The following is a 14470-nucleotide window of genomic DNA, read 5'->3' on the forward strand; positions in this document are numbered from 1 at the left end:
CCTTATGAACCGCAGCAAAACCGTTGGGATTCTCGGGGGCATGGGACCGGCTGCGACCGTCGATCTGATGCAGAGGGTGATCGCTGCGACGCCTGCTTCGGACGACTGCGATCATATTCGTATGCTGGTGGACAACAATCCCAGAGTGCCCTCGCGCATCAAGGCGCTTATCGAGAAGACCGGCCCCAGCCCCGTACCTGCGCTTACGGCCATGGCACAGCAACTCGTCTCCCAGGGCGCGGATTTTCTGGCCATGCCCTGTAACACCGCCCACCATTTCTATCCAGAGCTTGCCGCCGCCGTGGACGTGCCCTTCCTGAACATCATGGAACTGGTCGCGAGGCACATCTGCGCATCGCAACCGGGTACGGCGCGCGTGGGACTCCTGGCATCGTCGGCGCTGTCACAAATCCGCTTGTACGAAGGGAGCTTTGATGCCCGAGGGATGACAGCGGTTTACCCCGAGGCATCGCAGCAAACCCGGCTCATGGCGCTGATTCAGGCCATCAAGGCCAATCGGGGCGAGGACTGTGGCTACACCGCGTTTCAGGACTGTGCCGATCTCCTGGCATCTGCAGGCGTGGATTGCCTGCTCATCGCCTGCACGGAGCTCTCCGTGGTGTCCCGGCAACTCAAGAACGCCCTGCCCGTTTACGACGCCGCTGATATTCTGGCGCGGGAAGTCGTCGCTTACGCCGGGACGGAATAGACCCTAACGCGCAGACTCAATGGCTTCCCGAATGGCATCGGCTGTCATCCGGGCACGAAAGGCAATCATGCGCTCTCCCAGGGACACCACGTCCCTCAGCGGCGTCAGGGGCACGCCGTTAATGGATGCCAGGCCAGCCGCCACGCGCTCATCGAAGCGCACCTGGGTAGGATCAGTCACCATCATCATGGCCGTCACCCAGATGTCGTCGTGATGGCCGTCTTTTTGTGTTTCATCAACACCCAGCACGTCGCGGGTGTAGTTTTCCGTCGCTTCCCACCCCGGGTTGTAGAAGGCCTCGATGAAATGGAAACGGCTTGGCGTATCTGCAAAACGCGCGTTCAGGGTGGCCGCCACGTTCTTCATCCCTCGCTGATTACCGCCACTGTCACCGATCATTACGATGTCGGTAAAACCGGATTGCCTGAGACTGCTCGCGATATCCGTAAGCAAGGCTTCGTAGGTACTCGCGCTCAGACTGATGGTCCCCGGGAAACGCATAGCGCCTGTGGGAGGATCAATCCTTCCCTCGGGAACAAACTTCACAATGGGCGCACACAGCGCATTCCTGAGTTGGCTCGCTATTGCCGGGCAGCTGCCCTCAAGGATCACATTGTGTTTGCCCGTCGCAAGAAAAGGGCCATTTTCTTCAATGCCGCCCGTGGGGATGATGACCGTCGTATGGCCTGACGCGACGAGGTCACGGATCTCCATCCAGGTCAATTCTTCAAGCCAGTAGGATTGTCGTGCCGCTATGGGCCGCTCGCTGCCCAGCTTGGCCGCGAGAAGCTCGTCGGCCGGGGTCTGGGTAGGGTCCTGTGCGTGCACGGCCGCAGCGAAACACGCCAAGGAGCCTGTGAGGGCACTAATAAGAAATCTGTGCAGCATGTGCAGCTCCCGATTGTTGTCTGCGGTTGAAGTGACGGCGCATCGACGACCCATCGCCTCGCGAAGCATGAATGCTACCTGAAATCCGCGACTATCGATGCCTGCACGCAGCGCAAATGCGCGTAAGCGGAGGCACATCGCCCCCGATACTTGACAGCGACCCGGCATTGTCCGGTAATGCGTCCGCGGCGTTCCCGCCCGGGGGCTGGGGCTGAGCCCGTTTTCCGAGCCGATGTTTGGCTATCCGTTTTGTCGGACCCTGTTTTTGTCGGGCTTTTGTTTGCCCCGGGCTTTCTTATCGCTGCTGCTTTGAACATGCTATGAGATATCTATGAGTTTTCTCCGCGCTTTTGCGTTTTTTGCCCTGACCGCGCTGTTGGTCACGGTGGTGCTTGTGTTGAAACCGGGTGCAAGGGAGACCGGCAGTGGCCCCCTGGCCGCGGAGACCATGAGCGAAGCTGAGCTTGTCGAGCGGGGAGCCTACCTCGCATTGGCGGGCAATTGCGCGAGTTGCCACACCGCAGCGGGCGGCGAGTACATGGCCGGTGGCCTGGCCTTCGAAACACCTTTCGGCACCATTTACTCCACCAATATTACGCCGGACGAGGCGACCGGCATCGGCGCCTGGAGCGACTGGGATTTACTGAACTCCATGCGCCACGGCATGCGCGCTAACGGTGATCACCTCTATCCGGTGTTTCCCTACACCGCGTTTACCCAGGTGAGTAATGACGATGCTGCAGCCCTCTACGCCTATCTGCAGAGTATCCCGGCTGTGGCGAGAGAAAACACGGTCAACGAGGTCTCGTTTCCCTTTAATCAGCGCCCCCTGATGGCCATCTGGAAACTGCTGTTTTTTACCCCGGGTGCTTATGAAGTCGACGAGGGTAAAAGCGATGAATGGAATCGCGGGGCTTATCTGGTGGAAGCCCTTGCCCACTGCAGCGCCTGTCACACGCCCCGCAATATTCTGGGCGCAGAGAAAGCCTCGGCGCACATGGCCGGCGGCGAATACTTCGACCGGGTCATGCCGGACGTCTATAAACCCTGGTCTGCGCCCAATCTCACTGCGTCATCCCGGGGCCTTGGGGCCTGGACGACGGAAGACCTGAGCGCTTATCTGCAAACCGCACGGAACGACTTTCTGGAATCCTTTGGCCCCATGAATGAAGTGATATTACACAGCACGCGGCACCTGACAGCCGAGGACGTGAATGCCATGGCGGTTTACCTGAAGTCACTTCCGGGGGTAGAGCCCTCTCCCGTCAGCGAGCCCGACACCGTGGTTATGGGACGGGGCCGCACGATTTACAATCTCCACTGCGGCACCTGCCATCTGCCCACAGGTGAGGGTGATCCGGAAATGGCGCCCCGATTAAATCGCGGTAGCCTCGTCGTGCAGGCCGAGAACCCCGCTTCCATGATCAATGCCATTCTTTACAGCCCCGAAGCGCCGAGGGCTGATTTGCCAGAGAAATGGCGTGAGCCCATGGAAGAATTTCAGTACATACTGGATGACGAGGAGCTCGCTGCCGTCGCCACATTCATTCGCCATTCCTGGGATAACCGTGCGGGCCCCGTCACCCCCGAGCAGGTAGCGCGGCAGCGATGGGAATGAGCAAGATCCCGGTACAAGCCCTCGCTGGTCACAATGGTATAGTGTCCACCCCGCAATACGAGGGTCGTTCCTTGATTAGCCCCGGTGACAAACGTTTCTCTTTCGGTGCACTGATCGCCACGGGGGTGGCCATCTGCCTGTTGCTTACCGCCTGCGGCGAAGCGCCTGAGCCCGAGGTTTCCGGCGCTTCAGAATTGCGTGTGCGGCTCCTCACCAGTGAGCAGTACAGCAACAGCATCGCGCACATATTCGGCAGCGACATCAGCGAGAGCGTGACTCCGCCCCTGCCTCCCCTACCGCGTAAAGACGGCCTTCTGGCCTCCGGCGCCGCATTTGTGGGTCTGACCTCTGATCAGGTGTCACAGATTCAGCAGGCTGCGGCCACAATAGCCGCGCAGGTCGTAGACAGGAATCACCGCACGTACCTCGTGCCCTGTGAGCCGGCGTCCGCAGTCAAGGCCGATGATAACTGTGCCACGGAATTCATTCAGGATACGGGCCGCATGTTGTTCCGGCGCCCGCTGGAAAGTCGGCGTCTTGCGGACCTCGTGGCAGTGGCCAACGGAGCAGCGGAAAAAACCGGCAGTTTCTACGAAGGTCTGGCTCTGGCTCTGGAAACCCTGCTCATCAGTCCCGAATTTTTGTTTGTCATGGACCGAGCCGAGCCCGATCCCGACCGTCCGGGCGCTCTGCGACTCGACGCCTATGCCCTGGCGTCCCGCCTGAGCTTTTTCCTTTGGAACGCCACGCCGGATAGCGCCTTACTCGATGCCGCCGCCCGGGGTGAATTGCACAGCGAAGCGGGACGGGCCGCGGCGGTCAATCGACTGTTGAACAGCCCCCGCCTCGAAACAGGCATGCGGGCATTCTTTGACGACATGCTCGCCTTTGACGACTTTGACAGCCTGGCAAAAGATCCCATTGTTTATCCCAAGGTAACGGCCCGAGCCCTTGCGGACGCCCGGGAACAGACCTTGCGAACGATCATCGACCACCTGCTTCGTGAAGACGCGGACTACCGGGATCTTTTCACCACGCGAAAGACGCACATGTCCATGTCCCTGGCGGCGCTGTATGGCATTCCCACCCCTCAGGGCTGGAGTCCCTACGAGTTTGACGAAGACAGTCATCGCAGCGGATTGTTGACCCACGTCAGCTTTCTTGCGGCGAACTCCCACGCCGTGCGCAGCTCCCCAACGCTGCGCGGCAAGGCCATGCGCGAGTTGCTCCTGTGTCAGCATGTGCCCGACCCTCCCCCCAATGTGGACTTTTCCAAACTCGAGGATGCCGGGAATGTCTCCACAGCGCGGGAGCGCCTGAAGGTACACAACACCAACCCCTCCTGTGCGGGCTGCCACCTGATTACCGACCCCATGGGGCTTGCCCTGGAAAACTTTGACGGCGCCGGCGGTTACCGGGAGACGGAAAACGGCGCTGCGCTAGATATCAGCGGTGAACTGGATGGGGTGTTCTTCGACGACATCGAGGGCCTGGGCACTGCGATGCGTAATCACCCCAAGCTGTCCGCCTGCCTGGTGAATCGCTTGTACGCCTATGGCACCGGCGGGCCCGTGTCTCTGCGCTATGATCGCGATATCCTCAAACGCTTCGAAGAGCGTTTTGTGTCCAACGGACACCGCGTACCTGCGCTGCTCAAGGATCTCAGCATGAGCCAGGAGTTTTCAGCCATCCGATTGCCGAGGCTTGCCAAGGAGAAGCCTGAGGAAACAAACTCAGCGCTGGCGGAAAGACTCATTGCGGGGCGTCAGGACTTCACAACACGACGAGATCAGGAGGAGGCTAATCGATGAGTAGAATGAATCGCCGCCGGTTTCTTCGCGGCACCCTGCAAGGCGCTGCCGTAAGCGTTGCCCTACCCTTTTTAGACGCCTTCCTTGATGGCAACGGAAAAGCCCTCGCATCGGGAGAATCCCTGCCCACACGCTTTGGCACCTGGTCCTGGGGACTGGGTATGAATCGCGATGTCTTTGTTCCCAAGAAAACCGGCGCCAATTTTGATCTCCCGCCGGAAATCGCCTCTCTGGCGCCCGTGCAAAAGCACATCAACCTCTTCACGAATTTTGATGTGTTTAAGGACGATGCACCCAATCTCTGCCACCATTCGGGATGGGTGGTACTGCGTTCGGGCACCGCGCCGACCTCGCGCCCTAATCGTCCCGGAGAGACCATCGATGTATCCATTGCGCGGAAACTTGGCAACGAAACGCGATTCCGCAGCCTCAGCGCTACCGCCACCGGCGATGTGCGGGACAGCTTCAGCTACGAAGCGGGCAATTCCGTTAACGCCCCCGAATGGTCACCCCTACGTTTTTACCAGCGTTTGTTTGGCTCGGATTTCCAGAACCCCAACGCGGAAACGTTTACACCGGATCCGCGCGTGATGATCCGAAAGAGCGCACTCTCCTCGGTGCAGGAGGACGCGAAAAAACTGAATAAGTCCCTGGGAGCGGAGGACCGCGCCCGACTCGATCAGTACTTCACGGGGATTCGGGATCTGGAGCGTCGATTTGACCTGCAGCTCACAAAACCCGAGCCCCGGGAGGCCTGCGAGATCATTGATCCCCCCGCAGACATGCCCAGCGGTCTGGATGCTGACCTGGTGTCCAAGCGCCATCGCATCATGACGGATCTGATGCTCATGGCCGTCGCCTGCGATCAGACGCGGGTCTTCAATATGTTCTACGCATCCGCGTTTTCCGCGACTACCAAGCCCGGTTACGACAAGCCCCACCACACGGCGACGCACGAAGAGGCCGTGGATGAAGAGCTTCGCTACCAGCCCAACGTGTCCTGGTATACCCGGCGTGCCATGGAGGAATGGGCCTATTATGTACAGGCTCTGGCGGACTTCCGTGAGGGCGACGGATCCCTGCTGGACAACTCTCTGATCTATGCCACCACGGACCAGTCCTTTGCGAAGATGCATGCCATCGATGGCATACCCATGTTCACCGCGGGTAACGCCGGCGGCAAAATCAAGACGGGGTTGCATATCGACGGAGGCGGAAGCCCCGGCTGTCGCCTCGGTTACACGGCGCAGCGGCTCATGGGCCTCGATATCGCCAGCTGGGGAACAAAAAGCAATACGACGTCTGACGCCATCAGTGAAATACTTGTTTAGCGTTCTGTTTGGGGCGGCCTCTCCCTACTCCCCGGCCATCGCGCGGCCCGCCGCGGCACGGCGCATTAACCCCGCCCTGCCGCGCCTGGCAGGCGCCTGTTGCCTGAGTCTCCTGACGATGAGCTTACTGTTGGCCGCTCCCGGCTCAAAGGGCGCGGAGGCAGACGGCGCCGGGCAAAGCGCCCCCCCCTTCCGCGAGGCCTACCGCGAAATCCCCATGCCCCCGCGATTTCATGTAGAACATACGGAACTTGAAGGCCCCGTATTCGCCAACGAAGAAGGAAAAACCCTCTATACCTGGCCTCAGCTGAAGTTACGCAACGGCTACAGCGGTGAGGCGGCAGGTCAGATCGCCTGCTACGACGAAGTCGTGACGGTGAGCGCGGGTTTGATGAGCCCTTACCCCGCGGGCTTACAACTCCCGGAACTCGACTCCCGGCCCAGCTGCACCGATCTCTGGCCGCCGGTATTAGCTGCAACCGATGCGGAACCCATCGGTGAGTGGAGTCTGCTCCTGCGTAAGGACGGTGCGAGGCAATGGGCCTACCGGGAGCAGGCCCTCTACACATCCGTGCGCGACAAAAAACCTGGAGACACCTACGGCGGCTATCGTCGAAAACGCCGTGCTGACGGCAGCGGCGACGGGGACTCCCCCGCGGGTCGCGTTCCTGCTGGCCCTCCGCCGCTGCTGCCCCCGGGCTTTGCGGTAAAAACCACCAGCATCGGACGGATGCTCACCACCCATCAGAACTACGCCGTATATGCCTTTGACGGTGACAGCGCCGATAAAGTCGCCTGTGCAAAGGACTGCACGCGCGAGCGCCAGCCCCTTCTCGCACCGGCGCTGGCCAAGGGTTTCGGTGAGTGGTCTGTCCTTGAGCGAGCCCCCGGTGTACGCCAGTGGGTTTACCGCGATGCGCCGCTTTACACCTACACCCTGGACCCTGAGCCCTGGAGTCAGGTGGGAAGCGACGCCGAGGGTTGGCGCAATGTCTTCACGCAGCGCGTTCCCCCGCTGCCGACAAGCTTCACCCGCCAGCGCACCCTGGCGGGCATTGTTCTGGCCACCGCTGAAGGCAAAACTATCTATACCTATCAGTGTGGAGACGATTCCGTGGATCAGCTCGCCTGCGATCACCCCGAGGACACGCAGGTCTACCGCCTGGCGATTTGCGGCGGTGGCGACGCGGTACGCTGCCGGGAGCGTTGGCCCTACGTGGTCGCAGGACCTCGAGAGTCCAGCGTCAGCCGGGCCTGGCGCGTTGTAGAAATCAATCCAGAGACCGGTCGATTCGCCGACGCCGGAGACCCGGAGGCCCTGCGGGTCTGGGCTTACCGGGAGCGTCCGGTGTACACCTACGAGGGTGATAAGAAACCGGGCGATGTTCATGGCGGGGGCACCGGAGAATGGCGTGGTAAACGCAACGGTCTTCGCGCCCACTGGCTTCGGGATGATTATATGAGGGGTATTCAGTAATGCTGCGCAGGCACGGCATGGAAGTTTCCGCTGCTCTCCTGATGCTGTTGGCGCTCGCGCCGGTTGTACAATCACAGTCTGGTGACTCCCCCCTCCGGAATGGAAAGATCGGCTATGCGATGACCGATCTGTTCTGGTCCGTCTATCAAACCCCTGACGCCAAAGAAGAGTGTCCCCGGGGCTTTAACGATGGCCCCCGGGAACAGTTTGAACAGCTATTCCCGGAACACAGGGAAATGACCGTTGAGGCGACCCGCTTGAGTCAGGAGGCTCAGACCTGGCTGCCCGACACCGAGTCCGACGGATTCGAATTCAAGGCCGTCGAGGGTCCCTACTCCTGGGGTTTGAATCTTGATGATGCCGTTACTGAGGAGGACTTTGAGCATCCTGATGGCACAGCGGGGATTGATAACCAGGTGTACCGTGCCGTGGGTTGCGTCATCGGTTTCCGAGGTCCCGATGGAGTGGAATACATTTTTCAGAACAAGGCCATCCTTGACGAAAACTACAGTCGCATGATGATCGAAGTCAGTGACGTGGATGATCTGTATAACGACGACTCGGTCACGGTCACTTTGTACCGCGGGCGGGACCGGTTACTCACGGACGCCACGGGGCTGAACGTAGTCCCCGGTGGCTCCCAGCGCGTTGATCGACAATGGGGTGAGAGTCTCATGCGGCAGACCAGCGGCAGCATCGACAATGGCGTGCTGCGCACGGAACCCATCGACGAAGTCATCATTCCCTGGATGAATCTCAACGTTCCGTCGGTGCAGATTATCCGGGATCTGCGTTTCGAACTGGCGCTGACGCCCGAGGGCGCGACGGGGATTGTCGCAGGCTATGCCGATATCGATGCCTGGTACTACCAGCTGATTCGCAACGACTCCACGCACCACCTGAGTAACGGTCAGATTTCGGGCATCTCTCTTTACAAGGCCCTGCGTCGCTTTGGTGACGCCTATCCCGATCCCCGGACCGGCGCAGCAACCGCCATCTCCACCGCCTTGGACGTGAAGATGCGGCAGGTCTTTATCGTCGACAGCGAGTGAGAGCAGCATGAAACGACAGCGTTCGCGGCATAGCGACCGCTTTTGGCCCATCGGTTCGCTTACCGTGGGCCTCACGGTGATGCTCCTGAGTGCCATTAACGTGGCACTTATGGACACGGGGCTTGGAAACGTTACGGAATTTTTTCTGGGGCTGGGTCTCGGCCTCGTGGCGGTCATCACCGGGGCCATCGTTGTTGCCCTCGCCCTGAAATTGACCCACAGCATCCCCTTCGCCGCTCTCAGCGTTGGGGGTGGTTCGATATTTGCGCTGTGGTATCTCAACAAAAACAGCCCTGCCCGTATCGCCAGAACCCTCCTCGATGACCCTCAGTGGCAGCTTGACCTCTCCCGCGATGCCCTGTCCTTTGGCTCTCTCACAGGCCTGGTCCTGACCCTGGGATTGCTGGCGGGTATTGTTTTTCTGGTGTGGAAAAAACACCTGACCCTGCTGCGGGCAGCGCACCGCGGCTTGCTGGTTCTCCTGACGGTGAGCCTGATAACCGTAAGCGCGGGGACCCTGTGGTCCTTGATGAGTGATGGACACAATCCTTATCCCGATGACGGTGCTTTCCCCGAGCTCCTGACCATCGCTGACGATCCTGGCAACGCCGGCAATCCCGCCGCCCCCGGCCTGTACACGGTAAAGACCCTCACCTATGGGGCCGGCAATAATCTGCGACGCCCGGAGTTCGGCAGCAATCGGGACATAGACAGCCGCACCGTGGACGCCCGAAAGCTATTACCCCAGTGGGTATCTCTGAAAAAACGAATGCGCGAGTCCTATTGGGGCTTTGGTCTCGAAGAGGCTCCCCTCAATGGCCGCGTCTGGATGCCCGAGGGCGCAGGGCCTTTTCCCCTGGTGCTCATCGTCCACGGCAACCATGGCATGGAAGACTACTCCGATGATGGCTATGCCTACCTTGGCGAACTTCTTGCGAACCGCGGCTTCATCACCGTGTCCGTCGATCAGAATTATATCAATGGCAGCTGGTCCGGGGACTTTCAGGGCAAGGAAATGGCCGCCAGGGGGTGGCTGCTCCTGGAACACCTGGCGCAATGGCGGGATTGGAACCAGACACCGGGCCACCCCCTTGGCGACAAAATCGATATGAACAGGCTTGCGCTTATCGGGCACTCCCGTGGGGGTGAGGCGGTGTCCATCGCTCACAGCTTTAACCGCCTCAGCCACTTTCCCGATGACGCCACCGTTGCCTTCGACTATGGCTTTAACATTCGCGCCCTCGTGGCCATTGCGCAGGTTGATCAGCGCTACCATCGCCGGGTGAAGCTGCAGGACGTGGACTTTTTTACCATTCACGGAAGCTATGACAGCGACGAGCCCGCCTATCACGGGCTCCGACAGATGAACCGCATCAGCCTCAGCACCGCGGACTACCATTTCAAGGCAGGCGTTTATGTGCACGGCGCAAACCACGGCCAGTTCAACTCGGGCTGGGGGCGCTATGACTACTCTCCCCCGGGTGCCTGGAGCCTGAACACCGCGCCAATAATCCCCGGAGAGGACCAGCGCAAAGCCGCCAAAATCTACATTTCCGCCTTTTTAGAAGCATCCTTGCACGGTGACGGCCGGTTCCTGAGCTACCTGAAGGATCCCCGTAGCCTTTCCCCCTGGCTGCCAAGGCAGAGCTATGTCCATCAGTTCATGGATTCAAGCTTTGCGCCCATCGCGGACTTTGAAGAGGACATTGATACGGCTACGGGCAGTGCCGATGGTGCCCGTATCAGCGTGAAAGATCTCGCTCTATGGCGCGAGGAAGCGCTGCAGCACAGAGACAAACGACTTCAGGGCAGCAATGCCGTGGTCCTGGGCTGGGAGACTCCCGGCGCCAGCTATCTGATCAGCAACATTGATACCGGCCTGATCACCACGGAGCGTTCCCTGGTGTTTGCCGTGAGCGGTTCCCTCGAAAAATCTGCAGGCGCCCCTTCAGATTCAGAGAATGCAGAAACCGATGATTCCGCTGCCCCGACGGTCCCTGACTTCAGCGTCAGCCTTATCGGAAAAAACGCGCAGGAAGCCACTGTGCTGGTTTCTGATTTCGCACAGCTCATACCGCCAGTGCGTGTCCAATACCTGAAAAATGCGCGGCGAAACAAAGCGCAGTACCACGCGCTCTGGGAGCCCGTGCTGCAGTATGTCGAAATCCCCTTCGCTGCGTTTACAAGCGTCAACCCATCGCTCTCTCTGGAAGACGTGCGCAGCCTCCGTCTGGACTTTGATCAGAGCGCGGCCGGCGTCCTCATCCTGGACAACATCGGCAGTGCCAGACGTTTATGACCGGCGAGTACTTTTGACCGCTATGTCTTTTAACCGCTATGTCTTTTAACCGTTATTTCTGGATGCTGTAAGTAACGCCCGCCTTCATAACCAGGGTGATGTTACGCAGAGCAGCGATATCCTCCAGGGGATTGCCGCGCACCGCTATCAGATCCGCCAGGAGAGCGGACTTCACGCTTCCCACGGTGTCGCTGAGGTGAAACAGCTCGGCGTTGCCCGCGGTGGCAGCGTGCAGGGCATCCCCGGGTGTCATGCCGTAGTCCACCATCATCTCCAGCTCCCGGACATTGTCGCCGTGGGGATACACCCCCACATCGCCGCCGAAGCAGATGTCCACACCACTATCCAGCGCCGCCTGAAAAGAGGCACGTTTTTGGGTGATACGTGCCGGCTCGGGATCCCGGCCTTTTACCCAGCCACGATACCGGGAGATGGCGTCACCGGCCGCCAGGGTGGGACATAAGGCAACGCCATGCTTTTTCATAAGACGGAGCACCTCCGGCGTCGCGCCGTCGCCGTGCTCGATGGTCTCGACCCCGGCAAGCACCGCGCGACGTATAGCCTCGGACGTGGAGGCATGGGCCGCTACGCCGCGACCACTGCTCCGAGCGGTGTCAACAATCGTCTTGAGCTCTTCCTGGGAAAAGGTCGCCGCAGCGGTGCCCCCGGGGCCCCAACGATAATCGGCATAGACCTTCACAAAGTCGATATCACGACCGATCTGGCTGCGCACCACGCGAACCAGATCGTCGTAGCCATCCGCGGTTTCCGCTCCCAGGGGCACCGTAACACCCTCGTGAAAGCCCTTGGGGCCGTAGCTACCCGTGGCCACGATGGCGCGGCCGGCCACGAGCAATTTCGGTCCGGGAATCAGTCCCTTCGCGATAGCGTTGCGCACCGACACGTCGGCATATCCCGCACCCTCAGAGCCAAGATCGCGCATGGTCGTGACGCCGGCAGCAAGGCTGTCACGAACGTGATTGACGGCGCGCACCACCCGCTCGGCTTCTGACTCCTTGAGCACCTGATCATTCCAGGGCGTCTCGTTATAAGGGTGCAGAAGCACATGGGAGTGCCCCTCGATAAGCCCGGGCAACAGTGTCTGGCCCGCGAGTTCCAGGGTGCTTTCAACGGCAACATCGGGCGCCTCGCCGCGGGGACCCGCAAAGAGAATCGCTTCATCCGCCACAAGGACAATCCAGTCCTCGTGAAGCTCCCGGCCGTCGAACACCCGCTCAGGTTCCAATAAGGTGACATCGGCTCTTGCGGACAGACTCACCAGCAGCGCGTTGATGAGGACGAGGAGAAAAATACGGTTCATAGGCAGCCTTGAACGACGCCCGAGGTCTCTACCCACCCGGGCTCTGAATGTGGTCCGCCTGGCAAGAGTCGAACTTGCGACCTGCCGCTTAGGAGGCGGCTGCTCTATCCTGCTGAGCTACAGGCGGATGATTGTAGGTAAGACTTCTTATATTTCTTTTTGCCCTAGCGATATCACCAGAGCGTGGAGATTGTATCAAAAGCCCCGCACGCGCACCGTGGAATAGACGGCGGAGACCGAAAACGCCGGCGAAGAACAAGTTAATCGCTAGAGGAGGTTTTAAGAAAGGGCAGAACCGGCGATGTCAAGATTTTTTACAGCCGAAGCTCACTCCAAATGTGCAGAAAAATCTAACCATATGTTTTTGTTATATTTCTTCGAAAACGGTATGCATTTAGCGTTACCAGGGGCGGTGGACTAAAACACGGAGCTCAATTAGATGAACCCGATTTACACAACGACGAGAAAGTCTTTTTTAGGTGGCGCTGCGCTACTTGCTGCAACGGCGTTAATGCCCCAAACAGCGTCAGCGTCTCTGTGCATAGGGACGTGCGGAACGCTCGGCCCGGACGGAGATGTGACTTCGTCCCCGCAAGGTGGTGATTACGATTTTGTGACCACGGATGGAGGCATAGTCGGCGCACCTAACTTGGGCGTGGGAGGAGAGACTAACGGATCGGTATTCCAGACCGATATCTTTTCTGCAATGGCCGGCGATTTGTTGGATTTTTACTTTAACTTCGTGACTGCTGATGGTTCCTCAGAATTTAGTGACTACGCGTGGGCGAGGCTTCTGAATCCTGACCTTACAGAAAGTGCGTTATTGTTCACTGCTCGTACTGTCACAATAGGCTCAACAGTTCCGGGTTTTGGCTTACCGGCTATTTCAGCAACAATAACGCCGGCGAGCGCGGATATTATTGATAACGCCACTGATTGGAGCCCGCTGGGAAGTGATTCAGGGACCTGTTTCGACCTTGGCTGCGGAAGCACAGGTTGGATACGCTCAGAATTTGAAATCGCGAGTGCAGGCAACTACCTATTGGAATTCGGCGTGACCAATATTAGCGATGATGTTGTCAACACAGGCCTCGCCTACGACGGGATCACAGTAGGGGGGGAGCCAATCGAGCCGCCAAGCGATGTACCAGCCCCGGCCACCCTCGCACTGTTTGGTCTCGGCCTTGCCGGACTGGGTTGGAAGCGGCGCAAGAAGGCCTAAGCAAGGACAAAACTCCTAACGGCCCGCTTCGGCGGGCTTTTTTATGCGCCCCGCTCCGAGCTCAGGTGGGGGGGCCTCGACGATGCCTGTATGGTCGAGGCAGCCCCGAGGATATCGACCAGTTCAATTCAAAAGTAATGATAGCCTCAGCGAGATTCTGTGTGATCTTTATAATCCGCTCCCGCTTTACAGACGTTACCAGCTACTATCTGGACCATCACCGCGTAGTACACGCTTTTTACCCATACGCTTTTCGGGAGCCTAGATCTCTGTGAAACTCTCCTGTGGAAATCTAGACGCTCCTCAGGCCAGTGCGGCGTTTATGATGGCCACAACGTAATCCTCGCTGAGTTCATCCGCTGGCAGTCCGCCGTGAGGGGCTACTGGCTCGTGGTCGGCGATGCCCTGCTGCTTCAGCCAGATAGGACTGTGTGGCTGGCAGTTCTCGCGAACTTAAGATCGCACGAGTTGTTCCAGTGTGACTGTCTGAAGGTTTACTTCCGTGGGGGGGCGCCAACAGCGCGTACGGTCTCATCCCTCGGTGGGCTATGATCCTCAAAATTGTCGAAGCGCTCACTCGCTGCACCAACACCAGGCTCGAGATAGTGTGCGATGCTCTTAAAAAATCACTAGCCGCCCGATTTGTGGCAAATCAACTTTGTTTTGTAACCCCTAGTATTACCGCGCAAGATCAGGACCCGTGTCGAACTCAATGTATCTTGTGGCCTGCTATCCTCAGCGT

10 protein-coding genes and 1 tRNA gene are annotated in these 14470 nt (G+C 59.2%); 8 read left to right on the forward strand and 3 right to left on the reverse strand.

Going from position 1 to position 14470, the window contains the following annotated elements; genetic code table 11:
• Positions 1-4: 4 nt before the first annotated feature.
• On the forward strand, positions 5-709 hold the full coding sequence (gene cuyB / locus KT71_RS10930; RefSeq protein ID WP_008295344.1) for a cysteate racemase: 705 nt from the start codon (positions 5-7) through the stop codon (positions 707-709).
• 3 nt (positions 710-712) lie between these two features.
• On the opposite strand, the gene KT71_RS10935 is transcribed toward cuyB, so the two are convergent.
• A complete protein-coding gene (locus KT71_RS10935) occupies positions 713-1597 on the reverse strand; it encodes a creatininase family protein (RefSeq protein ID WP_040363149.1) in 885 nt (294 codons plus the stop codon).
• A gap of 331 nt (positions 1598-1928) precedes the next feature.
• On the opposite strand from KT71_RS10935, the gene KT71_RS10940 reads away from it, so the two are divergent.
• Genes KT71_RS10940 through KT71_RS10965 form a run of 6 tightly spaced genes read left to right on the forward strand, consistent with a single transcriptional unit; the run spans position 1929 to position 11185 of the window.
• On the forward strand, positions 1929-3215 hold the full coding sequence (locus KT71_RS10940) for a cytochrome c (protein ID WP_008295342.1): 1287 nt from the start codon (positions 1929-1931) through the stop codon (positions 3213-3215).
• Complete coding sequence (locus KT71_RS10945) at positions 3212-5026, forward strand: DUF1592 domain-containing protein (protein WP_008295341.1); 1815 nt, start codon at positions 3212-3214, stop codon at positions 5024-5026. The genes KT71_RS10940 and KT71_RS10945 overlap by 4 nt, the downstream gene beginning before the upstream one ends.
• Positions 5023-6357: a DUF1552 domain-containing protein gene (locus tag KT71_RS10950; RefSeq protein WP_023659618.1), complete on the forward strand. Its 1335-nt coding sequence runs from the start codon at positions 5023-5025 to the stop codon at positions 6355-6357. The genes KT71_RS10945 and KT71_RS10950 overlap by 4 nt, the downstream gene beginning before the upstream one ends.
• On the forward strand, positions 6341-7834 hold the full coding sequence (locus KT71_RS10955; protein WP_023659619.1) for a COG4315 family predicted lipoprotein: 1494 nt from the start codon (positions 6341-6343) through the stop codon (positions 7832-7834). Before KT71_RS10950 ends, KT71_RS10955 begins: the two co-directional genes overlap by 17 nt.
• The gene (locus tag KT71_RS10960; RefSeq protein WP_008295336.1) at positions 7834-8886 is read left to right on the forward strand and encodes a hypothetical protein; all 1053 of its coding nucleotides are present in this window, start codon (positions 7834-7836) and stop codon (positions 8884-8886) included. Before KT71_RS10955 ends, KT71_RS10960 begins: the two co-directional genes overlap by 1 nt.
• Positions 8887-8893: 7 nt before the next feature.
• A complete protein-coding gene (locus KT71_RS10965; protein WP_008295335.1) occupies positions 8894-11185 on the forward strand; it encodes an alpha/beta hydrolase in 2292 nt (763 codons plus the stop codon).
• Positions 11186-11237: 52 nt separating this feature from the next.
• Here the strand turns inward: KT71_RS10965 and KT71_RS10970 are convergent, their stop codons facing one another.
• On the reverse strand, positions 11238-12506 hold the full coding sequence (locus KT71_RS10970) for a metal-dependent hydrolase family protein (protein ID WP_008295334.1): 1269 nt from the start codon (positions 12504-12506) through the stop codon (positions 11238-11240).
• A 50-nt stretch (positions 12507-12556) separates the two neighbouring features.
• A tRNA-Arg gene (locus KT71_RS10975) sits at positions 12557-12633 on the reverse strand.
• Between the two features lie 312 nt (positions 12634-12945).
• Here KT71_RS10975 and KT71_RS10980 point away from each other — a divergent pair.
• Positions 12946-13728, forward strand: a complete 783-nt coding sequence (locus KT71_RS10980) for an NF038132 family protein (protein ID WP_023659620.1) — start codon at positions 12946-12948, stop codon at positions 13726-13728.
• The last annotated feature ends 742 nt before the right edge of the window (positions 13729-14470 follow it).

Origin of the sequence: Congregibacter litoralis KT71, from assembly GCF_000153125.2 — a bacterium.
Classification (GTDB): domain Bacteria; phylum Pseudomonadota; class Gammaproteobacteria; order Pseudomonadales; family Halieaceae; genus Congregibacter; species Congregibacter litoralis.

What these genes read in the sequence shown, in the direction of transcription:
- KT71_RS10935 (WP_040363149.1), bottom strand. Translation starts at nt 1,597, where the DNA reads ATGCTGCACAGATTTCTTATTAGTGCCCTCACAGGCTCCTTGGCGTGT.
- KT71_RS10960 (WP_008295336.1), top strand. Translation starts at nt 7,834, where the DNA reads ATGCTGCGCAGGCACGGCATGGAAGTTTCCGCTGCTCTCCTGATGCTG.
- KT71_RS10970 (WP_008295334.1), bottom strand. Translation starts at nt 12,506, where the DNA reads ATGAACCGTATTTTTCTCCTCGTCCTCATCAACGCGCTGCTGGTGAGT.
- KT71_RS10980 (WP_023659620.1), top strand. Translation starts at nt 12,946, where the DNA reads ATGAACCCGATTTACACAACGACGAGAAAGTCTTTTTTAGGTGGCGCT.
- KT71_RS10965 (WP_008295335.1), top strand. Translation starts at nt 8,894, where the DNA reads ATGAAACGACAGCGTTCGCGGCATAGCGACCGCTTTTGGCCCATCGGT.
- KT71_RS10950 (WP_023659618.1), top strand. Translation starts at nt 5,023, where the DNA reads ATGAGTAGAATGAATCGCCGCCGGTTTCTTCGCGGCACCCTGCAAGGC.
- cuyB (WP_008295344.1), top strand. Translation starts at nt 5, where the DNA reads ATGAACCGCAGCAAAACCGTTGGGATTCTCGGGGGCATGGGACCGGCT.
- KT71_RS10940 (WP_008295342.1), top strand. Translation starts at nt 1,929, where the DNA reads ATGAGTTTTCTCCGCGCTTTTGCGTTTTTTGCCCTGACCGCGCTGTTG.
- KT71_RS10945 (WP_008295341.1), top strand. Translation starts at nt 3,212, where the DNA reads ATGAGCAAGATCCCGGTACAAGCCCTCGCTGGTCACAATGGTATAGTG.